23 protein-coding genes are annotated in these 23,516 nt (G+C 44.3%); 16 read left to right on the top strand and 7 right to left on the bottom strand.

Annotated elements, in window-relative coordinates:
* The first annotated feature begins 190 nt into the window (after positions 1-190).
* The 11 genes from ACR3I3_RS10915 (at position 191) to ACR3I3_RS10865 (ending at position 11,457) form a co-directional block, all read left to right on the top strand.
* Positions 191-1,735: a BCCT family transporter gene (locus ACR3I3_RS10915; RefSeq protein WP_440952284.1), complete on the top strand. Its 1,545-nt coding sequence runs from the start codon at positions 191-193 to the stop codon at positions 1,733-1,735.
* Positions 1,736-2,176: 441 nt separating this feature from the next.
* Complete coding sequence (locus ACR3I3_RS10910) at positions 2,177-2,584, top strand: hypothetical protein (RefSeq protein ID WP_236622648.1); 408 nt, start codon at positions 2,177-2,179, stop codon at positions 2,582-2,584.
* A gap of 443 nt (positions 2,585-3,027) precedes the next feature.
* Positions 3,028-3,618 (top strand): FmdE family protein, encoded by a 591-nt coding sequence (locus ACR3I3_RS10905; protein ID WP_440952283.1) that lies wholly within the window; start codon positions 3,028-3,030, stop codon positions 3,616-3,618.
* A 16-nt stretch (positions 3,619-3,634) separates the two neighbouring features.
* Positions 3,635-4,657 (top strand): 4Fe-4S binding protein, encoded by a 1,023-nt coding sequence (locus ACR3I3_RS10900; protein ID WP_440952282.1) that lies wholly within the window; start codon positions 3,635-3,637, stop codon positions 4,655-4,657.
* A complete protein-coding gene (locus ACR3I3_RS10895) occupies positions 4,657-6,411 on the top strand; it encodes a formylmethanofuran dehydrogenase subunit A (RefSeq protein ID WP_440952281.1) in 1,755 nt (584 codons plus the stop codon). Before ACR3I3_RS10900 ends, ACR3I3_RS10895 begins: the two co-directional genes overlap by 1 nt.
* A gap of 4 nt (positions 6,412-6,415) precedes the next feature.
* Positions 6,416-7,225 carry a formylmethanofuran dehydrogenase subunit C gene (locus ACR3I3_RS10890; RefSeq protein WP_440952280.1) on the top strand — a complete coding sequence of 270 codons (810 nt, stop codon included), beginning with the start codon at positions 6,416-6,418 and terminating at the stop codon, positions 7,223-7,225.
* Positions 7,226-7,234: 9 nt separating this feature from the next.
* Positions 7,235-7,624 (top strand): molybdopterin dinucleotide binding domain-containing protein, encoded by a 390-nt coding sequence (locus ACR3I3_RS10885; RefSeq protein ID WP_440952279.1) that lies wholly within the window; start codon positions 7,235-7,237, stop codon positions 7,622-7,624.
* Between the two features lies 1 nt (position 7,625).
* Entirely contained in the window at positions 7,626-8,933 is a 1,308-nt protein-coding gene (locus ACR3I3_RS10880) for a formylmethanofuran dehydrogenase subunit B (RefSeq protein WP_440952278.1), read from the top strand.
* A gap of 2 nt (positions 8,934-8,935) precedes the next feature.
* Positions 8,936-9,784, top strand: coding sequence for a formate dehydrogenase accessory sulfurtransferase FdhD (gene fdhD / locus ACR3I3_RS10875; protein WP_440952277.1), 849 nt, complete (start codon positions 8,936-8,938; stop codon positions 9,782-9,784).
* A gap of 157 nt (positions 9,785-9,941) precedes the next feature.
* The gene (locus tag ACR3I3_RS10870) at positions 9,942-10,454 is read left to right on the top strand and encodes a hypothetical protein (RefSeq protein WP_440952276.1); all 513 of its coding nucleotides are present in this window, start codon (positions 9,942-9,944) and stop codon (positions 10,452-10,454) included.
* 88 nt (positions 10,455-10,542) lie between these two features.
* Positions 10,543-11,457 carry a hypothetical protein gene (locus ACR3I3_RS10865; protein ID WP_440952275.1) on the top strand — a complete coding sequence of 305 codons (915 nt, stop codon included), beginning with the start codon at positions 10,543-10,545 and terminating at the stop codon, positions 11,455-11,457.
* Positions 11,458-11,504: 47 nt separating this feature from the next.
* Here the strand turns inward: ACR3I3_RS10865 and ACR3I3_RS10860 are convergent, their stop codons facing one another.
* Genes ACR3I3_RS10860 through ACR3I3_RS10850 form a run of 3 tightly spaced genes read right to left on the bottom strand, consistent with a single transcriptional unit; the run spans position 11,505 to position 13,901 of the window.
* Positions 11,505-12,245, bottom strand: a complete 741-nt coding sequence (locus ACR3I3_RS10860) for an endonuclease NucS domain-containing protein (RefSeq protein WP_440952274.1) — start codon at positions 12,243-12,245, stop codon at positions 11,505-11,507.
* A gap of 42 nt (positions 12,246-12,287) precedes the next feature.
* Positions 12,288-13,085 (bottom strand): Rossmann-like domain-containing protein, encoded by a 798-nt coding sequence (locus ACR3I3_RS10855; protein ID WP_440952273.1) that lies wholly within the window; start codon positions 13,083-13,085, stop codon positions 12,288-12,290.
* A 24-nt stretch (positions 13,086-13,109) separates the two neighbouring features.
* Entirely contained in the window at positions 13,110-13,901 is a 792-nt protein-coding gene (locus ACR3I3_RS10850) for a nicotinate-nucleotide pyrophosphorylase (protein WP_440952272.1), read from the bottom strand.
* Between the two features lie 591 nt (positions 13,902-14,492).
* Between ACR3I3_RS10850 and ACR3I3_RS10845 the strand changes: the two genes are divergently transcribed.
* Both ACR3I3_RS10845 and ACR3I3_RS10840 read left to right on the top strand, forming a co-directional pair.
* Positions 14,493-15,233, top strand: coding sequence for a Nif3-like dinuclear metal center hexameric protein (locus tag ACR3I3_RS10845; RefSeq protein ID WP_440952271.1), 741 nt, complete (start codon positions 14,493-14,495; stop codon positions 15,231-15,233).
* On the top strand, positions 15,234-15,440 hold the full coding sequence (locus tag ACR3I3_RS10840) for a hypothetical protein (protein ID WP_440952270.1): 207 nt from the start codon (positions 15,234-15,236) through the stop codon (positions 15,438-15,440).
* Between the two features lie 78 nt (positions 15,441-15,518).
* Here ACR3I3_RS10840 and ACR3I3_RS10835 read toward each other — a convergent pair whose 3' ends face one another.
* Together ACR3I3_RS10835 and ACR3I3_RS10830 are read right to left on the bottom strand one after the other, a co-directional pair.
* Entirely contained in the window at positions 15,519-16,055 is a 537-nt protein-coding gene (locus ACR3I3_RS10835; RefSeq protein WP_440952269.1) for a tRNA (cytidine(56)-2'-O)-methyltransferase, read from the bottom strand.
* Between the two features lie 5 nt (positions 16,056-16,060).
* A complete protein-coding gene (locus ACR3I3_RS10830) occupies positions 16,061-17,581 on the bottom strand; it encodes an AMP phosphorylase (protein ID WP_440952268.1) in 1,521 nt (506 codons plus the stop codon).
* A gap of 270 nt (positions 17,582-17,851) precedes the next feature.
* Here ACR3I3_RS10830 and ACR3I3_RS10825 point away from each other — a divergent pair, with 270 nt between their 5' ends.
* Genes ACR3I3_RS10825 through ACR3I3_RS10815 form a run of 3 tightly spaced genes read left to right on the top strand, consistent with a single transcriptional unit; the run spans position 17,852 to position 21,989 of the window.
* Positions 17,852-19,816 carry a type II/IV secretion system ATPase subunit gene (locus ACR3I3_RS10825; protein ID WP_440952267.1) on the top strand — a complete coding sequence of 655 codons (1,965 nt, stop codon included), beginning with the start codon at positions 17,852-17,854 and terminating at the stop codon, positions 19,814-19,816.
* Positions 19,809-20,732, top strand: coding sequence for a type II secretion system F family protein (locus tag ACR3I3_RS10820; RefSeq protein ID WP_440952266.1), 924 nt, complete (start codon positions 19,809-19,811; stop codon positions 20,730-20,732). The genes ACR3I3_RS10825 and ACR3I3_RS10820 overlap by 8 nt, the downstream gene beginning before the upstream one ends.
* A gap of 3 nt (positions 20,733-20,735) precedes the next feature.
* A complete protein-coding gene (locus tag ACR3I3_RS10815) occupies positions 20,736-21,989 on the top strand; it encodes a type II secretion system F family protein (RefSeq protein WP_440952265.1) in 1,254 nt (417 codons plus the stop codon).
* 78 nt (positions 21,990-22,067) lie between these two features.
* Here ACR3I3_RS10815 and ACR3I3_RS10810 read toward each other — a convergent pair whose 3' ends face one another.
* Together ACR3I3_RS10810 and ACR3I3_RS10805 are read right to left on the bottom strand one after the other, a co-directional pair.
* Positions 22,068-22,673, bottom strand: coding sequence for a FumA C-terminus/TtdB family hydratase beta subunit (locus tag ACR3I3_RS10810; protein ID WP_440952264.1), 606 nt, complete (start codon positions 22,671-22,673; stop codon positions 22,068-22,070).
* Positions 22,674-23,513, bottom strand: a complete 840-nt coding sequence (locus tag ACR3I3_RS10805) for a fumarate hydratase (protein WP_440952263.1) — start codon at positions 23,511-23,513, stop codon at positions 22,674-22,676. It lies immediately after the preceding gene.
* Positions 23,514-23,516: the final 3 nt, after the last annotated feature.

Below are 23,516 nucleotides of genomic sequence, written 5' to 3'. Positions count from 1 at the left end.
TAATCTATATTTAAAATCTTTTCTTGGGGTGGTTATCTTTTTATATTATTTTCCCCACTTCCTTTCAACATCTTGGAAAGTTATAATATATAAAGCTTGGGAAACAAATAGGAATGTTTATATTTAATAATTAGTGTATTGTTTATTAGTGAGGGAATTAACAGGCTCTCTTATGATTGGGGTTATTTTGATGAGTGGCAAGATAAAAAAAGATGTTCCGTTAATATTGGTAAGTGTACCTTTAATATTTTCACTTTCGTCTTTATTGTATTGTTTTCCAGATGATGGTAAAAATTTGACCGTTTCATTCTATAATGTTATGACTGAAACTCTTGGTCCCTTTGTCTTGTTGTATACGCTTTCTTGCTTTGGATTTTTATTGTATTTAGGATTTAGTAAATATGGTAATGTCCGGCTTGGTATGTGCTATCCAGAGTATTCCACTTTTAGTTGGATTGGTATGATGTTCTGTGCAGGCTTAGGTGCTGCAACGTTGTATTGGGCTTTTGTAGAATGGGCTTACTATTATCTCACTCCTCCATTTGGTGTTGAATCTGGTACACCTTTAGCATATGAATGGGCAACAGCTTACAATTTTTTCCATTGGGGTTTACCTGGCTGGTCGATCTACTGTCTTGCTTCTTTGCCTGTTGCATATCATTTTCATGTCAGGGGTGAAAAGGGATTAAGACTAAGTGCTGTTTTTAGTAAAGCCATTGGGAGAAGTCAGGATGGGATTTCGGGAAAGGTTGTTGATTTAATATTTATATTGACAGTGTTTGGCTCTTTGAGTATTTCGCTTGGTTTAAGCGTTCCTATGATCGGAGATGCAATTGCACAACTGCTTAGTATTAAGCACACATTCGTTCAGGATGTAGCAATTTTGTTACTAATCTCAATAATCTATTCATTTAGCTCTTATATTGGTCTTGATAAAGGCATGAAAAGATTAAGTGACTTTAATATATATTTGGCAATCGCTTTTACTTTGATAATTCTCCTAGTAGGACCAACTCTATTTTTAGTAAAAAATAGTATTAATGCACTTGGTTTAATGGCTGATAATTTTTTCAGGATGTGCATGTGGACTGATCCAATAAATAATTCCGGTTTCACAGAACTATGGACTGTTTTTTATTGGTTGTATTGGGTCGTTTTCGCACCTTTTATGGGATTGTTTGTGGCAAGAATATCCAAAGGTAGAAAAATAAAAGAAGTTATTTTGAATATGCTTGTCAGTGGCAGTGCAGGTATCTGGTTTTTCTTTGGGGTTTTGGGTGGCTTCAGTTTGCATTCTCAATTATCTGGAAAAGTCGAAGTAGCAAAAATGCTGGAGGAAGCTGGTGGAAGTTTTGTTATAATGCAGGTTATTGATCAATTACCATTTACAAATCTTCTGTTATTGCTTTTTGCAGTTGTGGCAATTCTATTCTTGTCTACAACACTTGATTCTGCTTCATTTACGCTAGCTTCGACTGTATCTCCTGAATTGAAGAGTGGTGAAGATCCTTCTCCAATAAGTCGTCTTTTTTGGTGCTTAATGCTTTCTGCATTACCACTGGTGTTGATGTTAATTGATGCTCCTTTAACAACTATAAAGTCCTGTGCTGTAGCTTCTGCCATTCCTCTTGCTGTAATTCTAGCTATTTTAATTGTTGGACTTGTTAGGTGGTTAAAAGAAGATTATGGCCACATGCATTCTCATGAAATTGAAGAGATTTCAAAATTAAAATAATGGCTGGATTAGTATTGCAGAGGTTGCAGTAACAATTTCTCTAAATTATTATGAATGGGTGAGTCTATTTCCAAAATTTCAGGTTTTTAACTACCATATTCAACTCTATTATCGACTCATCTCACTTCTCATAAGGTTCACTAACTCGGTGAGGTGCTTGGTGGATCAATTTGGATGTTATTGGTGCAAAATACACCTTTTAATAAATAAAAACTTAATGAACTTTCCCGCTTTGTCCGAAAAATAGGGTATTTATCGGACAATGACCCGAATATTCGGACAAAAGCATGAATTTTTGGACAAAGCACTTATGGACATAATGCATATATACTATGCAAAATAATTTTACGGCATCACATATAATCATGTGAAGTAACTAATCAAAAATAGGGGGTGTTTGCAATTAAAAGTAATAAATCAATAATTATATCATTAAGCATTTTGTTACTAATCAATTTATCTTTTGGATGTATTGACCAAGACTCAACTAAAAATTCATCTATGCAATCAAGTAATAATACATCAATAAATTTAGATATTAATTATTCCGAAATTAAACTCCTCCCACCATATAATGAATCAAAACCTGAATGGCTCAAAACAAATGAATCTAATATAGCTAGAATTGCACTCAAGGATATTCGAGTTCAGCAAATGATTCAAGAAGGAGGGACAATCATAGGAGTAACTTATTCCTGCCATCCAACTTATGAAGGATATGACGGAATCGGATGTGCTCCTGCCTTAAAAATTAAATCTAAGTCTGAAAATGAGATAGTAGATTTCTTAGTTGATGAAGAGAAGGAAGTAGTAGCTGAAACCGTTACAGAAATTACATCTAGTAACTAATACTTTTCTTTTTTATACATATGAGAATTGCGATTAACTGCTTATTTTTTAAAGCAAATTTTGTTGGCTGATTTTTTAAGCATTCCTCTCTATCTTCAGTGGCTTGCTATTATTCATTGAGATACTTTATCGGACAAAAACGGTAGTTTTCGGACAAATTGATTTTTCGGACAAATTGATTTTTCGGACAAAGTGGAACTTTCCAAATTGCCTCGACCTTTGAGCAAGGGTAAGATTTCATAATTAATCTCTATCTAATATAACAGATATCACACTCACCCTTTCCGAGTATTTAAGCATCCCTGCCACGTTTTTCCCGGCAACGATAAACTATATATAATTTTCACCGTTATGTTCCTTAGCATTACAGTCAGTGCCATAGAACTGTCTGTTAAGGATCCGGCCGATCCGATGCTACACTTTCCCATTCAAGAGGTCTTCACATGGACGATATGGACAATATTATCAGGAAGATAGAAGAACAAGATCCAGAGCTATTTTTACAGGTGGAGAAGATCCTCCCATTCCATGGCTATTTGAGCACAGGGGCTCTGATGGGTATCCAGATGCTTAATATGGCAAAGAGACTCCTTGATGTTAAGGAAGGTGAACGTATTTATGTCACAGCAGAGACATATAACTGTCTCCCTGATCCGTTCCAGATCCTCGAGGGTGCTACCATCGGGAACAAGGGACTTAAGGTCAAGGATTACGGGAAGATGGCTGTCACTGTCAACAAGCGTGGTGGACCTGGTGAGGACACGATGCCTGCTGTGAGGATATATCTAGATCCTGAAAAGACGAAGGCTTATCCCAAACTTCATGCATGGTACATGAACACTGAAAAGCACCGCCACGAAGATATTCTTCCGATAGTCCTTGAGGCAGGGGAGAAGATTTATTCTTATTCTTTTACCGAGATCGAAGTACCGATCAAGAAACGCAAGCAAGTAAAGCTTTGTGACAAGTGTGGAGAGAGTTTTGTCTGGTTTGAGGGCGAAGCACTTTGTGAAGCATGCAAGCATGAGCAATAATTACGGAGTAGATTAGATGAACGAAATAGTGGTTTCAACAAAAGATAACAAGCAAGTGGTCTACATGCCACACAAGTGCATTGGTTGTGGAACCTGTACAATGGTCTGTCCTAAGGACACCCTGATCATTGGTTCCGTGGGACCTGTTGCCAGAGGACTCATCAACAAGGAGTTTCTGGACATAAGGGACAACTGTATCACATGTGGAATGTGTACCAAGATATGCCCAACAGGCGCTCTCGAGATGAGGGAGGAAGGAAAGCCTGTATGCAATGAGAACTACCTCTGCAGCACCATCGCACCAACAACTGTTAACGATGATTGTGCACACTGTGGTCTCTGTGAGCAGATCTGTCCACAGGGAGCTATCGAGGTCCAGCAGTGGCTTTCAAATGATAACGGTGCTCGCGTGGAAGGTAAGACCATCATTGACAACAATACCTGTGTACACTGTGGATGGTGTGCTGAGGTATGTCCGACAGACGCTATAACTGTCCAGAAGCCTTTTGCAGGTACCTGGGTACGCGCTGAGGATACCTGTCAGGCATGCCGTACATGTATTGATGTCTGCCCATGCAATGCGCTCTTCAATCCTGAGTGGGACATTGGCGAGAGAGTTGACAAGGTCGCACAGCGTCCTGATGCATGTCTCTACTGTGGTGCATGTGCAGTCGCATGTCCTGTACAGGCTATTGACGTGCAGAAGACCGAGATTCTTACAGAGATGGAAAAGAAGGCAGTATTCGAGAAGAAGCTTCTCAATCAGCCATCAGCAAAACCTGTTCTGACATCTGTGCTTAAGACCGATGAAGATGCCTGCCTTGGCTGTGGTAACTGTGTCATCATGTGCCCTGTCAATGCAAACTCCTCAAAGTTCATCGCAGCCGGTGCACTCAATGATGTTGACGAGAAGCCTCTGCTTGAGGTAAGGAACGGTACTGTCAAGGTCATTGACCAGGAAGCATGTGGCTCATGCGGTGCATGTGCACTGATCTGCCCGACATCCGCAATTTGGCTTGAGAAGAGAGAGGTGGAATAATGGCTGGAACTATTGTAATTAAGAATGGATCTGTTTATGACCCGCTCAACGAAGTGAACGGTGAAAAGCAGGACATTTTCATCAAGAACGGTAAGGTCGTATCTGAGCTTTCAGATGCTGACATGAAAGATGCTAAGGTCATCGATGCAACAGGCAAGACCGTAATGCCTGGTGGTGTTGACTCCCACTCCCACATTGCAGGTGCAAAGGTCAACGTCGGTAGGATGATGCGTCCGGAGGATGGTTACAAGGCAACCATGGCTAAGACCGCTATCACCCACTCCGGTTCAGGAGAGACCGTACCATCCGTCTACATGGAAGGTTACGAATACTCACAGATGGGATACACAACAGTCTTCGAGGCAGCTGTACCTCCAATGGAAGCACGCCACACACACGAAGAGATGCGTTCCATCCCAATGCTCGACATGGGTGGATACCTTGTTCTCGGTAACAACTGGTTCATGATGCGCTACCTCAAGGAAGGCGACATCGACAGGGCAGCAGCATACGTTGCCTGGATGATGAGGACCCACAAGACCTACGGTATCAAATGTGTCAACCCGGCTGGTGTGGAGAACTGGGGATGGGGTAAGAACGTATCTTCCCTTGACGAAGCAAACATCCACTTCGAGGTAACTCCAAGAGAGATCATCGAAGGACTCACCGAGATCAACGAAATGCTCGGGATGCCAATGTCAATGCACCTTCACGCAAACAACCTTGGTCACCCTGGAAACTTCGAGACCACAAAGGAATCCATGAAGATCCCTGGCAGTGTCAAAGCAAAGCAGGATATGGATGTAGAGTGGGCAGAGACAAAGATCGACCCAAGCAGGGACCAGTCAGTCTACCTTACACACATGATGTTCAACGCATTTGGCGGTACATCCTGGCGTGACTTCGAGTCCGGTGTCAAGCCTCTTACAGATTACATCAACAGCACCGACCACGTTGTAATTGACAGTGGTTGTGTCCCATTCGGTGAAGCAACATGTATGACCGGTGATGGTCCGTCCATCCACGATCTTGCAGTGCTTACCGGTGGCAAATGGTCAAACACCGATGTTGAACTCGAATGTGGTTCCGGTGTCTGTCCGTTCACATACCTTAAGAGTAACCCTGTCCACAGTACCCAGTGGGCAATGGGTCTTGAATGCCTGCTCCTGGTCGATGATCCATGGAAGGCTATCATGACAACTGACAGTCCAAACGGCGGTCCTTTCACAAGGTACCCACTTGTTATGACCTGGCTCATGTCCGAGAAGTTCAGGGACCAGACATTCAGTGAATGTCACCCATGGGCAAACGACAGAAGCACACTCGGTGGGGTCGACAGGGAAATGTCCCTTTACGACATCGCGATCCTTACCCGTGCAAACACAGCAAAGACAATCGGTATGGCACACAGGAAGGGAAGCTTCGGTGTCGGTGCAGATGGTGATGTGACCATCTACGACATTGACCCAAGCAAGATCGACACAAGGGAATACTCTGGCCTGATCAACAAGTTCAGCACAGCTGAATACACCATCAAGGACGGAGACATCGTCTGCCACAATGGCGAGATCACCATGATCCCTGAGAGGAGGACCTATTACACCGACGTGAGCGTTCCTGATGCAAACGAGAAGGAAATGCTCAAGGACGTACAGGAATGGTTCAGGTACTATTCACATGGTTTCAACCACTACCCAACACCTGAGTCATACCTCAAGAACCCAACAGCGATCAAGGTAAACACGGAGCAGTGATATCATGGCAGAAGTTATTCTTACAGTAAATACCGAGATCGGTATCAAAGTAGAGGCAGATGTCATCACTCCAGATGCATTTGCCGGCAAGACCAAAAACGAAATCGAGTCCCTTCAGGTATGGCAGGGACCAAAGCAGCTTCCTCTCTCTGCATTCTTCGATGTGGAGGGTGATGCAGGAAGTTCCGCAGAGGACACTTCCATTGTCATCAAAGGTGACGCTTCCAGAGTAAAGCGCATCGGTGAAAAGATGACAGCAGGCAAGATCACCGTTGAGGGGTCTGTAAGCATGCACGTAGGTTCCCAGATGACAGGCGGCGAGATCCTTGTAAAGGGCGATGCTGACTCATGGGCAGGAATGGAGATGGTAGGCGGACTCCTCCACATCGAAGGTAATGCAAGGGACCACGTTGGTTGCGCATACCGCGGAAAGTGGATAGGAATGTCCGGCGGACGTATCATCATTGATGGTAACGCCAACAACAACCTCGGCGGCGGTATCAGCGGCGGCGAGATAATCGTCGGCGGAAACGTCGGTCACTACTGTGGTATTCGCCAGAACGGCGGTCTTATCGCTGTAAAAGGCAATGCTATCCGCGCAGTTGCTGCTGAGATGACAGCCGGTACAATGGTCGTTAACGGAACCATTGAAAGGTTCTCTCCAGGATTCGAATACGTGACAAACGAAAGCGACCTTAAGTTCGATGACATAGAATGTCCGGGTGAGTTCATGAAGTTCCTCGGTGACAATGCTATCACAAAGAGGCCAAAGGGTACTCTCTATGTCAATCAGGCTGCAAACATGGATCTGTGAGGTGTGATCATGATAGTATTACTTAACACAGGAAGTACCATTGACGAGGGCAGGCTTGCAAAAGGCGGTGACAAATACACAGAGGATTACAGACAGGAATGTGCTGTATGCTGGATCTCACCATGCGATTTTGAAGCACTTGGATGCCCGGAAAAAGTAAAAGTAACAAGCAAGGACGAAAAACATTCCATCATCGTCTTCACAAAATGCACAGACGTTGTAATGGAAGGAAATGTATTCATGCCAAGGGCAATCTGGTCCAACGTGGTCATTGACCCTGACACATTCTCAACAGGTTCCCCTCTCTACAAGGGTAACCCTGTAACCATTGAAGCCGCCGAAGGTGAGGTACTAAGCGCAGAGGATGTTGTCCTTAAACTGTACATGGGAGGTAACTGATATGGTTTTTAAGAACATTATGTGCCCGGTCTGCGGTGCATCATGTGATGATATTCAGGTAGAGCTCGGGGACGGCGAGATCACTGTCAAGAACGCATGTAAGATGGGTAACGGTAAGTTCCAGGAGATCGTAAGCACACACCGTATCAAAGACCCACAGGTCAGAAAGGACGGTAAGCTTCAGAAAGCTGCATGGGATGAGGCACTTACAAAGGCAGCAGAGATGCTCGTAAATGCTGAGAGACCTCTCTTCTTCCTCGGAAGTGAGACTTCCTGTGAAGCACAGGAAGTAGGTCTTCACATTGCAGAGTACCTCGGTGGTGTAGCAGATTCCAATGCTACCATCTGCCACGGTCCTACTGTAATGGGTATCCAGGAAAGCGGATGTCCTGCAGCAACAGCTGGTCAGACCAAGAACAGGGCTGACGTCAACATCTACTGGGGAAGTAACCCTCTGGCATCCATGCCAAGACACATGTCAAAGTATGCTGTCTTCCCAAGAGGATACTGGTCCAAGAGAGGAAGATTCGACCGTAAGGTCATCACTGTCGATCCAAGGAGAACCGACACCGCTGTAGCATCAGACCTTCACGTCCAGCTCAACCCTAACACCGATTATGAACTTTTCAGCGCACTGCTGACCATCATTAACGGTAAGAGGCCACACCCATCTGTAGAGCAGATCACAGGTGTGCCAATCTCTGTGATGGACGAGATGGTCGAGACAATGATCAATGCAAACTTCGGTAGCATTTCAGTCGGTCTTGGTCTTGGTTCATCTATCGGTAAGCACAGGAACGTTGAACTTGGACTTAACCTTGTCAAGGAGCTCAACAACAACCACGGAACAAAGTTCGTACTCGGTGCACTGAGAGGTCACTGTAACGTAGCAGGTTTCAACCAGATCGCATCATACCTCTATGGATACCCATTCGGTATCGACTTCTCAAGAGGCTATCCAAGGTACAACCCTGGAGAGACAACAACAGTGGATGTTCTGAGGGAGAAGGACGTAGACGCTGCATTCGTAATGTGCGCTGACCTTGTCAACCACATCCCTGCAGACGCTGCATCATACCTGGCAGAGATCCCAATGACCTGCCTGGATATTGCACCATGTCCAACAGTCACTGCTTCAGATGTTGTTCTTCCTGGTGTCATTGACGCAATGGAGAATGATGGTACATTCTACAGGCTCGACAACGTGCCAATGTACTTCAAGCCATTCACAACCTCTCCATTCGAGTTCACCCAGAGCAACGAAGATACACTCAAGCAGCTCTTTGCAAAGATCAAGGAAATTGCATAATCATGCCGTTGGATTGGCACGTCGAGAGGAAAACTGTCCAGAACAACTTCTGGCGGGATGAGGAGAGGGATGTATCCGCTCCTTATCTTCCTTATAGGTGTGTCGAACTTACGGAAGATGGCAGTAACGAAATAGATGTGGACGTCATCGTCGAGAAAGAATTCCATCTTTCCCTCAATGATGTCCCTATTGCTTCTTTTTTTGCTACTCCCCGGGAGTTCAGGGAACTCGCTACGGGATTCTTATTATGTGAAGGTTTTATTGATCACGCTATTGATCTCATCTCAGTTGAGGTCGAAGATGACAAACTGATCTGTCATGCGGATATCTGCCCGGACCGCATCAAAAAGACCAGACGGGACATAGATCCGGATGCAAGGTTCGACTTCTGCAGCTGTGCCATCGGTTCCAGGCCATGCGGGAAAAGGATGGGGGGCGAAACGGACCTCAAATTTGACAGGAAGATCTTCTTCAAGGCAGTGGAACACCTCAAAAAGGATGCAAAGACATGGAGACGTACCGGAGGCACACACTCGGTGATTGTCTGTGACAGCCAGGGCGAGATCCTTGCATTCTGTGAAGACGTTAGCAGGGCCTCAGCAGTTGATAAAGCAGTTGGCAAAGCAGCTCTTGCAGGTGTTGAAATGTCAAACTGTGCACTTGTCGCTACTGGAAGGTTGTCAGTTACAATGGTCTCCAAGGCCATCAATGCAGGAGTTTCCGTACTTGCCAGCAAGGCGGGTCCGATAAATGAAGGGATCGATCTTGCAAGGGCAACAGGCCTGACTCTGGTGGGGTTTGTCCGTCCTCCGAACATGTATGTCTATAATGGCATCGAGAGGATTATCTGAAAGGGATTTAACTATTCTTTTTGCTTACCATTCAAATTATTTCTCTTAAATTCTCTTTATTTTTATATTCTACATTGAACCCGAATCAATAATTTTTATTGATAATTTAATTAATTTTATATAGTCATGTTTCCTATTTTATAGTGGGTGTACTGTGATGGATATACACAATTTAACCACTATACAAAAGAAATACATAATTTTCTTCTGCATTGGAATTTTCACGTTCTTCCTGGGCGGCTATGTTCTTAGAGGCTTCCATCCACCCCAGAACATCTATATGATGTTTCTTATCTACTGGATACTATTTGGAACCGGTATATTGGTCAGCAGGGAAAGATCCCGTGTTTTTGTCGTAAATGCATTCGTGATATCGTTTGTGGCTTTACTTCTGATCTCTGCCGGTTTCTTTGCATGGAGTGCATACAGCCATATGTATTCTAAATCGATAGATGCTGATCTGTTAGACTATACTCCTGAGGAGTTTGTCGTTGTAACGGAAGAGGAGTTGAACGATTACCCTGCCCTGAAGGAAGCCATCGAGACTCAGAGCTATGTGAAAGCAAGTCCTGGTGAATGGAGGCGGACAATTGAGTTCCTTGAAGAAAAAGGGTCGTATGTGATTAAGGTGGAGGATGCATATTATGGGATTAGTTTTGCGACTGCTTGATTACGGCAAAGTTGATGGACATAATGAAACAATAAACTTTAGACAAATTGTTAGGTAAAATTATATGATGTTACTCTAAGGGACAACTATGATGAATCGTCTAAATTTCGTTACCGGAGTTATTATAGTTAGCACCATACTTACTGCCGGATGTTTTGATACAGGAGTAGTAAGTTATGATTCATCAGTTATTGATGTCAACTTCGAAGCAAATAACCTGACTCTTACAGATGTGAAAACACAGGCTTCTCAATACTATTCTGTTGAGGAGGTTTTTCCGATAGGGGGTGTGACTTCCACAGATGTTGAGTTGTTGAACTCGCAGTTCAAAACGAACTATGTTATTAACAGCATAAAAGTACTGGTCCCGGCTGATAAAAAAATGACCGATGATGAGAATCCTGAGTTTTTTGTACTCTTTGTTAATCAAGAATATACGAACATGGGCTGGTATTCAATTCCCCGAAGTAACAGTACTTATCCGCAGGATTATGTTGCTGACACGATAAAAATGTCGTTCAACATATCGGATGAGGAGGCTGGTAAATATGCCGAAAAGTTCGGTGAAAAGGTCATGGATACCAATAACAGAAATGCCGGTTTGGGCGATGATATAATAGCATATGAACCAATGTTCATCCCATATCAACCTGATATTAGAGCGATTGTTGGTCATCTGAACGAAAGCGGCGATCTAAATTCCGAACCTCTTGGAAGTGGGTATTATGTAGTCGATTTTTATAATTCATCTCTGCCTTATAGATCGAAAGCAGCGGGAAGTCTCTCTGTTCATACAGGATACGTAAAAATAACTTACAATGAAGGGAATACTGAATATGTGATCATGATCGATGACATTGGCAGATCGAATGTGAAAATTGACCCTGGGCATGATAGTTTCTCATTTGAAGATGGGAAAGTTGTCCTTAAAGCCATGTTCGAAAACATTGGACTTGATGCAGGGCTTGTAGATGAACTTGAATTCGGGATGGATGTTGTATAATCAAATGAGCATTTTATCAAATCTCTAAGAAGATGTGCAGTTATCTATCATTTCATGTTCTTCAAACAAAGACAATACACTTCTATCCCCGCACCACGACATGCCGTCATCCTGCTGTTGTCAATACTCGCACAGACGATACCCAGACGAATATCCTCTGGATCTACACCGTATTTTTCAGAATAAGGCAGCTTGAACCTCTGCACCTGGCCGATGGCATTGTCCCTTGCGTTGATCTCGATCTCTATCAAAAAGTGCTTTCCCTGCTCATCGATAAAGACAGCGTCTATCCTGCCGCCATCAACCTCAACTTCGATCTCTTTGAAGGTCAGGCCGGTTTCTATCAACTCCGGCAGGCTGGTGATCATCCTTGAGATGTCATCTTCGGATATATGGTTCGAGTCCAGTGCTTCTTCCAGACTGGAGGAAGTGAGGATCAGGTTAAGGTACTGGGAAGCAGTGGTCAACTTATTGTTCTTCACATTTGGGTGTACGGAAATATCCTTTCCATCGCGGGAATGGATTAGAATGCCTACATTGCTCAGGTTCTTCTTGCGTGATATTGGGAGTGATCCTCTCCCTTTGCTGACGACCCCTATGGCATTTTTCCTGCTTATCACACGGATCGACTCGATGAGTTCCTCTCTTTCATCATCGCCGAGATCCTCTATGGCCAGCACCTCAAAGTTGCATTGGTGGCTGTCCCTGATATTCTCCAGTGAGTTGACGATCTGCCTGATCGTATCCACGGGGGTGTCTTCCCTTGTGTAGAACCTGAAAGTGTCCATTTTGTAATTCCTTTTTCCAGCGGGACCGTCTCTCATATTGTATCATTTAACGAATGAGAACTTCTCACCGCATTTTTTGAGTAAATGTTTAGTGCCGCCTGCTTCACTGACGACCTTTAACATAGTGTCAGTATCGTTTATCCGTGTTCCCATCACCGCAGTGAATCCCTTATCATAGAAAGGCTGCGGCAGCATCACTGCGGAAGGACCTAGAAGGATGGTCTCGCGAGCCTTCCCTTTCATAGTTATCAGTTCATCCGTTGTACCGTTCACAAGAGTGCTGGCAGTTATTATAACAACATCCGATCCGGAGATCACTTCGGCAGCTTCGTGCTCCTGAACAACATTTATGCGTTCATCAAAGATGTCCTTCTTTTCGATCACTGTGAGCTGTTCTGTGATCTTAAGTATTCTCGGGATCATGGGGCTGAAATGACCTACCATTCCAACATTGTCTCCTGGCTTTATCAGGTCAAGAACATCGGTATCAGAGAACTTGTACTTCTCGGGATTCCGTTCACATATCATGGTAGCCAGTGCATTTACTGTTGCCACTCCCACAACAGCCTTGAGCGTGTTATCAGAAAGTGCCATTTCCATTACTTCTGATGCAGGCATTCCGGTCATATCTCCGGCTTTTGGCAGTGTTGAACAGTGAGCTGAATTCGATCGTGGTGATTGGGGCTGTGTGGCTGCAATTCCTCCGTAGCCACCTGTGATCTTTACACCACTGTAGACGACACCAACCCTTACATCTTCTACATAGATGTCATCAAATGTTGTGCCGAGTTCCTGTTTAATCTGCTCAAGCAGCAGTGACATTATAGGTTTGTTTTCCATTTCAGTTCTCCCGGGAGTTTGAGATCAGATCCTGTCTATCATTGTCGTGAGGTCAAAAGGTTTAGCATAATACGGGGCAGTGGTCACAACGATGTCAACAGCTTCTGCATATTTTGGTATGTCCTTGAACTCAATACCTCCGACAGCTATCTCAAGTTTCGGGTTGATCCTGCGAAGCTCAGGTGCAATTTCCTTTAATTCTTCGGGGGTGTAGTGATCAAGAAGCAGTATGTCTGCAATTGGTGCATATTCGAAGACCTCTTCCTTTGTCTTTGGTTCGATCTCTATCTTTCTCATGGAATTGAGCTTTCCGAATGATCCGACCACATTGAAGTGGTTCTGTGTTATGAGGACCGAATCGCTAAGTGAATTGCGGTGATGGTCCCCGCCTCCGGCTCTGACTGCCTTAAGTTCGTACTTGCGAAAACCCGGGTGGGTCTTCCTGCTGGTGGCGATGATCACATCGGGGTTCACTGCTTTTGCAGCATCTGAGATCATCTTTGTTTTAGTAGCGATGGCGCATGTCATGGAAAGGAATGTCTGTGATATTCTCCATAGTTTAAAGATAGTCCTTAGATCGCCTTCTGCCTCAAAGAGTATGGAATTTTCCTCAAATCTATCACCATCTTTCAGATATGAGGTCACTTTAAGTCCTTTTTTCCTGTAGAACTCCGCAAGTTCGTCTGCACAGGATGCAATGCCTGCATCCCTTGACATTATTTTAAGAGTTCCTTCTCCCTCGATCTTCAGGAGTTCAGTGGTCTCATCCCCATAGGGGCAATCTTCCAGTAAATATTGTTCGAATGCTTCTATCATCCAGTCAACCCTTTTGTTATATCCATACAGCCAGCAGCGTATTTTATTTGATCCTGCTGTATATGCTGTATATTTGGCAATATCTGCAGGGTCTATAAATATGTTATTAACTTCTTCTGAAATTAACGGCGTTACATAATTATTTTCTAAATGCTGTCACTAAAAACTGTACTACGCCCTATAGTAAGAATATTGTTTCATCAAAAAGAGGATTCTGGGATCTGTAAAAGATTGCAGGTATGAAGATACCGGGGCTATCTGGCAGCAAGCACGCCTTAATCCCGGTATTGTCTCCATAACTGAAGTCGTTTTTAGTACCGGATCTATCAACCTGTTGATAAATAGCTTCCCGAATGCCGGAGTAGATGATGAACATGTGCAGCCGGGTAGCATTTGATGGATTCAGTAGATGCCGGTCTTATCATCTTAACGTAGGTAGGATTTCCTGATCATTATTCCATTTTGATCATATCCCTGTCGAAGCGTTATGTCTTCGATATGTATGAATGAACATATCGATTATAAGTCTATCGATTGAATTTATTCCCCTTTTCCGACAAATTGATATTTCCAAAAAAATATTGCTATAGCATGGAACTATCAGAAATTATAGGTATACTCGAAGAGATCGCTCCTCCTGAGCTGGCAGAAGACTTCGATATTGGAAGGATCGGCCTGATCCTTGACCTGGATAATGATGTCAAAAGGATAGCAGTTGCCCTTGATCCTACGAAATATGTATTGGAACGTGCAGCCCAGATAGGTGCAGATTTGCTTATCACTCATCACACTCTGATATTCCATTCTGTGAACCTTATCTCAAAAGAGCTCGCAGGTCTTTTGAAGATCGCCCTTGACAATGGTATTTCCCTCTATTCCATGCACACGAACTATGACCGGGCCGAGAATGGTGTCAATGATGTGCTGGCACAGCGCCTTGGTCTTGTTGATGTGGAAAACGTCGGAATGGGCCGGATAGGCAGTATTGATGAATGTTCTGCTGATGTCTTCCTGAACCATGTTTCAAAATGCCTCAACACTCATCTTCAATATGTGGGTGGTAATGATCTCATAAAGAAGGTTATGGTCTTTGGAGGCAGTGGGTTCAAGGATGATTTCCTTGACATCGCAAGGGAGAAAGATGTCGATGCCTATGTTTCTGCTGAGCTCAAGCATGATGTTCTGCGCAACTACGACGACATGCTGCTTGTGGATGCAACCCATTATGCCACGGAAAACCCTGCAATGGAAGAGCTATGCACTCGTCTCAAGAACATGCTCAAAATTGATGTGGAATTCATTGACAACGACCCATTTATCGGAGTGATCTGAATGAGTCCAAAAGAAGATATTGACGAGACCGAAGCAGAAGAAATGACCGATGATGAGCTGGATGAGCTGATGTTGCAGCAGTCAAAGGCCCCGGGTTGCAAAAAACACAGGGGTTATGGGAAGTTCGATAAGCCTGCAGTTAACCGTGGAGTTGCAGTAAGTTCCCATTCCGGTAAAGAAAAAGATGAAAAAGAAAAGCAAAAGTAAGTTTTACGAAACGGAATAAAGAGGACAAATCCAGAATAAAGATCAGAACTCCTCTTTCATATCCCGTTTTCTCTGGAATTATTCTTTTTTCTTGTTATCAATGACCCTTTTCCCGCATTCCATCGGTACGATGGTCAGTTCTGCATTACTGAACTCCCTTTTAAGAGGCTCTTCCTGTGCGATCCTGTCCATTGTAAGGGCAACTGCAGCTACTTCTGAGTGTGGCTGGTTGCCGACTGCAACATTCCAGTCGGCAAGGTCGTAGATCTCGGGAGGGACCTTCTCGGCACCCACTACTATCATAAGTTCGTTGCAAGTTTTGATCTCTTCGGCCGCATCAGGAAGGTTAATACCATACATGGAAAGGTGGCAGACCTTTCCTCCCTGTTCTTTCCATTTTCTGATCTCGCTCTTCCAGTTGACATCATTCTCGACGTAAAAACTGCCTCCCCAGCGCTCTGCGACATCTTCTATAGCGTTCTTGATGCCTTTGTCATTGGATGCCAGAAGCATTCCTTCTGCACCGAGAGCCCGGGCGGTCAATCCGACGTGGGTCGTGATCCTCTTGTCCCTTTCAGGACGGTGGCCCAGTCGCAGTATTACTATTCTTTGCATCTATCTCAGATCTCCTTGAAGCTCTGGATACGCTCCAGAAGCATTCCTTCTGCAATAAATGGCAGTTTTTCCTTAGCATTCTGGAAAGCCGTGTTCAGTTTTGCTTCCTTTTCAGCATAGATCGTAAGGACCTTATCTCCTTCTCTGATAGGATGTCCCTGCTTCTTGTGTATTACCAGTCCTGCTCCTTTGTCATTTGGAGCACCTGCTAATCTTGCGATCTGGACGAGCCTTTTGTTGTCAAGTTCAAGGATGTATCCATTGGTTGGAGCAACAAGGTCTGCAGTAAATGTGCCTACCTGAATGTCCTTGTGGGTGACATTCGGGTTTCCACCCTGTATCTCGATTATTTGCTTGAACTTCTCAAGTGCCTTTCCGTTCTTCAGGGTATCGATTGCAAGATCATAACCCTGGTCCTTGGCTGCCACTCCTCCCATCTCGAGAAGCATTCCGGCAAGGGATGCACTCTTTTCTATCAGGCTGTTCGGTCCTTCAAAGGTTTCAAGGACCTTTAATGCTTCAATGACCTCAAGGGCAGGGCCAATTGTGTGTCCGACCGGTGATGCTCCGTATGTCAGGGCACAGTCGACATCCATGCCAAGCCTGTCTCCAAGGTTTATGAGATCCCTTGCGAGCTTTCTTCCTTCCTGGACATTTGGTATCTTTGTACCGGGTCCGGTTGGGATATCCATTACTACGTGATTCGCACCAATGGCACCTTTCTTGGCCATAATGGAAGCCAGCATCTGGCAGTGAGGGTCAATTGAAAGCGGGTATTCTACTTTTATGAGCTTGTCATCGGCAGGAGCGATGTTCGTGGCACCTCCCCATACAAGGACACCTCCGACCTGTTCGGTCATCCTTTTGATATCTTCTGCGTTGAACTCCACAGGAGCAAGCACTTCCATGAGATCGGCAGTGCCTCCTGCTCCTGTTATTGCTCTTGAACTTGTTTTTGGTATGATAAGACCGTTAGCGGCAACTATAGGTACGATCAGAAGTGAGATCTTGTTTCCAGGAACTCCTCCTATTGAATGCTTGTCCATGATCTGATTTGTGTCGAACTCCAGTTTATCTCCTGTGTCGATCATGGCTCTTGTTAGCCATTCCGTCTCATCATCGGTCATATCATTGATGTATGTTGAGGTAAGGAAGGCTGCGATCTCTATTTCACTGAGGTTTTCCTCTACAATATCTTTGACGAGTATTCCTATTTCTTCCTGAGTTAGCTTTTTTCCGTCCATGACCTTTTTGATAATGTAGGTCGACCTTGGCCGTTCTGCAGGGAAGACCTCTATGGATTCGGTCCACTCCTTCTGGATCGCTTCTTTTACTTCATGATAAAGGCCGATCATTCCCGGTGATATCATATCTTCGGTAAAATCAACAATAGCTGTCAGCGTTTCGTGATCCTTTATTCGTACACGGTCGCCTTCATTGACACCGAGCTCCTTTGCATCAATGGTATTCAGGATTACTTTGTATTTACCGACTTTAATATCAATAGGTTGTACTTTTAGTTGCATTGCTGTCACCTTTAACTCTGTTGTAGTTTTGTTTTTGTGGATAAATAGATTTACATTGGTAATCCTGACGTTTTTTTTAATTGTATAACCAATATGCTTTTATAAATAATATTATAATAATTATAATATGGGTATGGGGGAAATTCTGCGGTAATTATATAAGCCGTACGAGCATACTTATTTTAGCAACAATTAAGGACAGGCATGGGGGCCTTCAGGTTTCTTTTTGTTGTAATCAGCAAGGAATGGCATTACCAAAGGCGTGGTATAATGGTTGAAAATTTGAATCCTCAAAGTGCCGGTAAAGAAGGCGAACTTGAGTCTCTGGAAGAAGGCATAATTGATATAGATATAGTTGAAGACGATCCTCTTTCGGAAGAACTTCTTTCAGATGAACTTGATGAGCTGATCGAAGAAATTGTGGTTACTTCCTCCGATGAAGAAGATGAAAGTGATGGTCAGATAGAAGAATTGATGGTCACTTCTACTTATGAAGATGATGAATATAATGGGCAAGGCAAATTGCCGGAGGAAATTGAATCCTTGTGGGAAAAGACATTAAAAGAGATCTCTAAAGAGGAGGTACTTGAAGAGGGAGCGGATTCTGATGAGTACGAAGAGACTCCGATGTTCATTTTCAAGAAAGAACCTTTCCACAAGAGGGTCATCAATGCTTTTAAGACAAAGGATTATGAGGTCGAAGAATACGATGTATCTATTCATGGTCCTCTTGTAGATACCGGGCTTGATGAGGAATCCGGATATAATGAGGTAGAGTTCTTTGAGATAAATCCGCCTTATTCCTATGTAAGGGTCTCCTACAATCCTGATCTTCATGAGTATCAATATCAGGTACTTGAACCTGAGTTCGAAGAAGAAGAACTTAAACTTTTCAGGATGATCAAGGAACGAATAGCCGAAGTTCTTCATGCGCATCTGAAAAGTATGACCAGGGATGTGGCAGAAGAATACCTTCGCAGCAATGTCAACAAGTTCCTTGTCGATTACCGGATCCGTCTTACGACCTTTACTCGTGAGAAGATCATGTACTACATCATCCGTGATTACCTAGGATATGGTGAGATCGATGCCATGATGCGTGATCCCTTTATCGAGGATATCTCATGTGATGGTCCTGATACTCCGGTCTACATATACCACAAGAAATTCGAATCCATTCCTTCGAATGTAATTTTCCCTACGGATGATGATCTGGATCCTCTTTCCATCAGGCTTGCACAGATATGCGGCAAACATATATCCATAGCGAATCCATTGCTTGATGCGACTTTGCCGGATGGTTCACGTATCCAGCTGACGCTTGGCAGGGAGATCACCACAAGGGGTAGTACTTTCACCATACGAAGGTTCAATGTTGATCCGATCACACCTACTGATCTCATTAACTATCATACATTCTCTACAGCAATGCTGGCATACATGTGGCTTGCTGTTGATTCAAGCAAGAGCGTCATCTTCTCCGGAGGTACTGCTTCAGGAAAGACATCTGCAATGAATGCAATTTCAATATTCATCCAGCCGGAAATGAAGATCGTTTCCATTGAAGATACAAGGGAACTGAACCTTGATCACCCCAACTGGATCCCGGGTGTTACCCGTGAGTCTTTCTCCGGGGAATCCAAGGGTTCCATTGAGATGTATGAACTTTTGAGGGCTTCACTAAGGCAGCGTCCTGAATACATCATCGTGGGTGAAGTAAGAGGTGCTGAGGCCTATGTCCTTTTCCAGGCAATGTCGACCGGACACACCACGTTCTCCACATTGCATGCCGATTCAGTCCAGTCTATGGTGCACAGGCTTGAGAACCCTCCTATCAATATACCAAGGATCATGATACAGGCTCTGGATATTGTTTCACTGCAGACACAGGTAAAGATCGGTGAGGAGAGGGTCAGGCGTTGTAAGTCGCTTACAGAGATCGTAGGGGTTGACCCGAGAACCGGTGAGCTGCTTACCAATGAGGTATTCTCATGGAATGCTTCAAAGGACCTGTTCCAGTATTCTGGTCGCTCTTATGTCATTGAAAGCGTTATGGAGGCAAGAGGATGGAGCGAGGCCAGGGTAAGGGAGGAGTTGCAACAGCGTCAGGATGTTATCGAATGGGCACGCTCAAAGAACATCACAAACTTCAAGGACTTCTCTAAGATCGTGGTTGCGTACAAACGTGAACCGGAAACATTACTGAAAGTTATAAGGCAGGATCTGAATGGATAATTCATACTTTAGCATCGCATTTGCCATTTTTGGCAAGCACTTTGTAAACAAAAAAACAAAGTACTTTTCCCTCAGGCAGAACCTGATGAAAGCCAGGATCAATATAGGGTATGACAGATATCTTTCAGGTGTCCTTCTAATGGCCATCCTGAGCACTGTGCTCATGTCTATCCTTTTCAATGTCCTTCTTGCCATTATTCCGATCCCTGATATTTCCGGAATTGCACTTGGTTTCCCTGTATGGACAGCAAAATACGCTGCATATAAGGTTCTTGCAATTCGCGTTTTCGGAGGTATTGGCTTTGCAGTTCTCTGCTTCAGCAGTATCTATTATTTTGGAATGTTCTACCCAAATATAGTAGCAGGTGACAGGAAACGTAAGATCGAGCAGATACTCCCTTATGGTATCAATTACATGTCAGCTCTTTCAGGGGCAGGAGTTCTTCCGGTCGATCTGTTCCGTTCCCTTGCATCCAATGAGATCTATGGTGAGGTCTCTGTGGAAGCAAGATATCTGGTACGTGACCTCGAAGTGTTGGGTTATAACCTTGTGACCGCAATGAAGAACCTTGCATCTACTACACCTTCTCCAATGATGCAGGAGTTCCTGCAGGGTGCCATCACTGTTGTAACATCAGGTGGTGACCTGGAACCTTATTTCAAGGTCAAGGCCGATCAGTATCTTGTCGACAACAGGCAAAAACAAAAGGAGTTCCTTGAAACACTTGGTCTGATGGGGGAGACATATGTTACCGCTTTTGTTGCGGGACCACTTTTCCTGATCGTCGTTATATCTATCGTAGCACTTATGGGCGGGGCAGATATGATGTTCCTGTATATGATGGTCTATGGTATGATCCCGATCGGAACTGCTATGTTCCTGGTTCTTATCAGTTCAATAACGCCGGAGGAGTGAGAAATGAGGGATAGAGAGAATATTGGATCTGATGAGTTCGATGAAAAAAAGGGCAGTGAGATCGAAGAATTAAATGATCTTACCGATTCCATTGACGTTGCTGATTCCGGTGACATTATTGAATCTTCTTACGCGGTAGGTCCCGATGGTATCGATGAATCTCTGGATCTTGCCATTTCGGATGATTCCACTGAGCCTACTGGGACTATTGATGTTACGGAGTCAGGCAATTTTGCTGAATCCGGCCAGATAGCTGAGACCATTGCACTTGATGCTAATGGTGAACCTACTGTTATTAATGAAGTTGAGATCCCTCACATGAGTGAGGAGGAACTTAAGAAGATCGAGCAGTATGTCATTAACATAAAGCTTGGTGAATCCAGGAAGAATGTTCGTATCAAGGCCTTCCTGAGCGATCCTAAAGCAGAACTTTATAAATATCCATATTATGCTATGTTCTTCAGCGGACCGATTTCATTATTGTTCATGGCAATTGGACTGTCGATGACATGGGGAACACCTGCTATAGATCATGTGATCATATTTTCTGTATGGCTTTTTATAATACCACCAGCAATAACCTATCATCGGAAGCATAAGTTCATCAACAAGGTTGAAGAGTTCATGCCAAACTTCCTTCGTGATATTGCAGAAATGAGCAGGGCAGGTCTTACTCTCCCGGCAGCACTGGGAACTGTTGCAAAAGGTGAGTATGGCGAAATGACTCCTGAGATCAAGAAGATGGATGCTTCAGTTTCCTGGGGTATTTCCTTTGAGGAGACCATAGAGAACTTCGCAAAGAGGATGAACACTCCTCTCATATCTCGTTCAGTCGCTCTTATTACACAGGCAAGCCGTGCAGGGGGTCGTGTGTCCTTTGTACTTGAAGCTGCTGCAAGAGATGCAAGTGAACTGAAGGTGCTTGAGAGGGAACGCCGTGGTAATATGGCGGTTTATGTTGTCATTAGCTACATAGCCTTCTTTGTGTTCATCTTTGTCATATTGATGCTTTCCACACGCTTTGTACCTGTGATGTTCGAGGCAAGTCAGGCTGTGGCAGGATCTTCCGCAGGCGGCAGTTTCATAGGATCTTTCGATCCTGACAACTTCATTCGTGTCCTTTTCCATGCATCAATAATACAAGGTTTCATGAGTGGCCTTGTTGCAGGACAACTGGGAGAGAACAGGATATCTGCAGGTCTGAAACACTCGTTCATACTGACATTCATCGCCTGGGTATGCTTCCTCATCCTATGATCGGAGGGTACTTCTGGCTGAGCGGTCAATAATGTATGATGTCGAAAAGATCGAACAAAAAAATAGGATATTGAGAGCTCACTTCTTTAAGAAGGACTCTCTTGCTTTTTCTTTTATAGATGTGAACAGATCGTTCTCTTTAGTATCGATGCCAACGATAAGCGGACCGAACTCAACGACCTCAAGTTCCCATACGGCTTCCGGCATACCAAGGTCAGGCCAGTGAACTCCCGGAACCTTCTTTATGGAGCCTGCTGCCAGTGCTGCACATCCTCCCGTGTATGCAAGGTAGACACATTTCCCCCTCAGGCTTTCAGCCACATTGTTCATTCCACCTTTTCCAATGAGGGCACGGACATTATAATGCTCAAGAAGCTCGGGTGTCATCTTTGACATCCTGTCACTTGTAGTAGGTCCGGCTGCGACGACGGTCCATTCTTCTTCACCTGCTGCTTCCTGTGCATCTTTTTCTTTTTCGATCCGCCGCATCAGGGGTCCGCAGTGGTAGATGGCAGCTCCTTCAAGGTCGAATGGCAGTTCCTTTCCTTCCTCATGCATCTCGAGTATTCGTGCATGTGCTTCATCACGTGCTGTCAGGACGGTACCAGTGATGTAGACAATATCTCCGGCATTGAGCTGCCTGATCTCTTCTTCCTTAAGAGGTGTTTTGAGGTGGTATTCCATTTATTCCTCACCTCCGAGGGTCACCGAAGCATGCCGGTTTGCCCAGCACTGGATATTGATGGCCACAGGCAGGGATGCTGTGTGGCAGTAGGACCTTCCAATGTGGACTGCAAGTGCGGTGGTGTCTCCACCAAGTCCCATTGGTCCAATACCAAGTGAATTGATCCTGGCAAGGATTTCCTTCTCTTCATCGTCCATATCATCCACATTTCGCAAAAGGGAGGATTTTGCAAGCCTTGCAGCTTTGTCGAAAGAACCTCCTATCCCCACACCTACTATAATTGGCGGACAGGGTCTGCCTCCTGCATTGAGGACAGTTTCAACGATAAAGTCATTGATGCTTTCAAGCTCAGTGGGGTTCATCATCCTCAGTGCACTCATGTTCTCTGAGCCGGCACCTTTAGGAGCCACTGTTATCTTCAGTTGTTTTCCATCAACGAAATCGTATTTGATGTCCGGTAGTCCTTCGCCTGTGTTGTCACTGCTGTTGCTTCGGGTAAGCGGGTCGACGGCATTTGGCCTTAAAGGTACCTGAATGGTTGCCTGTCTGGTAGCTTCGAGTATAGCTCCCTTAAGGTCAAAGTCAAAGTTCAGCTCCCTTCCTATCTCAACGTAGAATATGAGGATACCTGTATCCTGACAAAGTGGAACACTGTTTTTTCCTGCGATCTCGATGTTCTTGAGGATCGCTTCGATCTGCGATATCGCAACGTCGCTCGATTCGTTCTCTTTTGCTGTTTCAAGAGCCTTTACCACATCTTCCGGAAGGATTGTCTCGGCTTCCTTTATTATGTTGAAAGTGGCTTCAACTGCAGCATCATAAGTTATCTTGCCGGTCAAAAA

Source organism: Methanococcoides mangrovi (genome assembly GCF_052057775.1).
In the GTDB taxonomy this organism is placed as follows: domain Archaea; phylum Halobacteriota; class Methanosarcinia; order Methanosarcinales; family Methanosarcinaceae; genus Methanococcoides.
Note: the sequence above shows the minus strand (reverse complement) of the source record. Positions and strands in the feature narration are given on the sequence as shown.

What these genes read in the sequence shown, in the direction of transcription:
- ACR3I3_RS10880 (WP_440952278.1), top strand. Translation starts at nt 7,626, where the DNA reads ATGGTTTTTAAGAACATTATGTGCCCGGTCTGCGGTGCATCATGTGAT.
- ACR3I3_RS10835 (WP_440952269.1), bottom strand. Translation starts at nt 16,055, where the DNA reads ATGCAAAGAATAGTAATACTGCGACTGGGCCACCGTCCTGAAAGGGAC.
- ACR3I3_RS10905 (WP_440952283.1), top strand. Translation starts at nt 3,028, where the DNA reads ATGGACGATATGGACAATATTATCAGGAAGATAGAAGAACAAGATCCA.
- ACR3I3_RS10915 (WP_440952284.1), top strand. Translation starts at nt 191, where the DNA reads ATGAGTGGCAAGATAAAAAAAGATGTTCCGTTAATATTGGTAAGTGTA.
- ACR3I3_RS10870 (WP_440952276.1), top strand. Translation starts at nt 9,942, where the DNA reads ATGGATATACACAATTTAACCACTATACAAAAGAAATACATAATTTTC.
- ACR3I3_RS10900 (WP_440952282.1), top strand. Translation starts at nt 3,635, where the DNA reads ATGAACGAAATAGTGGTTTCAACAAAAGATAACAAGCAAGTGGTCTAC.
- ACR3I3_RS10885 (WP_440952279.1), top strand. Translation starts at nt 7,235, where the DNA reads ATGATAGTATTACTTAACACAGGAAGTACCATTGACGAGGGCAGGCTT.
- ACR3I3_RS10840 (WP_440952270.1), top strand. Translation starts at nt 15,234, where the DNA reads ATGAGTCCAAAAGAAGATATTGACGAGACCGAAGCAGAAGAAATGACC.
- fdhD (WP_440952277.1), top strand. Translation starts at nt 8,936, where the DNA reads ATGCCGTTGGATTGGCACGTCGAGAGGAAAACTGTCCAGAACAACTTC.
- ACR3I3_RS10895 (WP_440952281.1), top strand. Translation starts at nt 4,657, where the DNA reads ATGGCTGGAACTATTGTAATTAAGAATGGATCTGTTTATGACCCGCTC.
- ACR3I3_RS10815 (WP_440952265.1), top strand. Translation starts at nt 20,736, where the DNA reads ATGAGGGATAGAGAGAATATTGGATCTGATGAGTTCGATGAAAAAAAG.
- ACR3I3_RS10825 (WP_440952267.1), top strand. Translation starts at nt 17,852, where the DNA reads ATGGTTGAAAATTTGAATCCTCAAAGTGCCGGTAAAGAAGGCGAACTT.
- ACR3I3_RS10850 (WP_440952272.1), bottom strand. Translation starts at nt 13,901, where the DNA reads ATGATAGAAGCATTCGAACAATATTTACTGGAAGATTGCCCCTATGGG.
- ACR3I3_RS10830 (WP_440952268.1), bottom strand. Translation starts at nt 17,581, where the DNA reads ATGCAACTAAAAGTACAACCTATTGATATTAAAGTCGGTAAATACAAA.
- ACR3I3_RS10890 (WP_440952280.1), top strand. Translation starts at nt 6,416, where the DNA reads ATGGCAGAAGTTATTCTTACAGTAAATACCGAGATCGGTATCAAAGTA.
- ACR3I3_RS10865 (WP_440952275.1), top strand. Translation starts at nt 10,543, where the DNA reads ATGATGAATCGTCTAAATTTCGTTACCGGAGTTATTATAGTTAGCACC.
- ACR3I3_RS10860 (WP_440952274.1), bottom strand. Translation starts at nt 12,245, where the DNA reads ATGGACACTTTCAGGTTCTACACAAGGGAAGACACCCCCGTGGATACG.
- ACR3I3_RS10855 (WP_440952273.1), bottom strand. Translation starts at nt 13,085, where the DNA reads ATGGAAAACAAACCTATAATGTCACTGCTGCTTGAGCAGATTAAACAG.
- ACR3I3_RS10845 (WP_440952271.1), top strand. Translation starts at nt 14,493, where the DNA reads ATGGAACTATCAGAAATTATAGGTATACTCGAAGAGATCGCTCCTCCT.
- ACR3I3_RS10820 (WP_440952266.1), top strand. Translation starts at nt 19,809, where the DNA reads ATGGATAATTCATACTTTAGCATCGCATTTGCCATTTTTGGCAAGCAC.
- ACR3I3_RS10810 (WP_440952264.1), bottom strand. Translation starts at nt 22,673, where the DNA reads ATGGAATACCACCTCAAAACACCTCTTAAGGAAGAAGAGATCAGGCAG.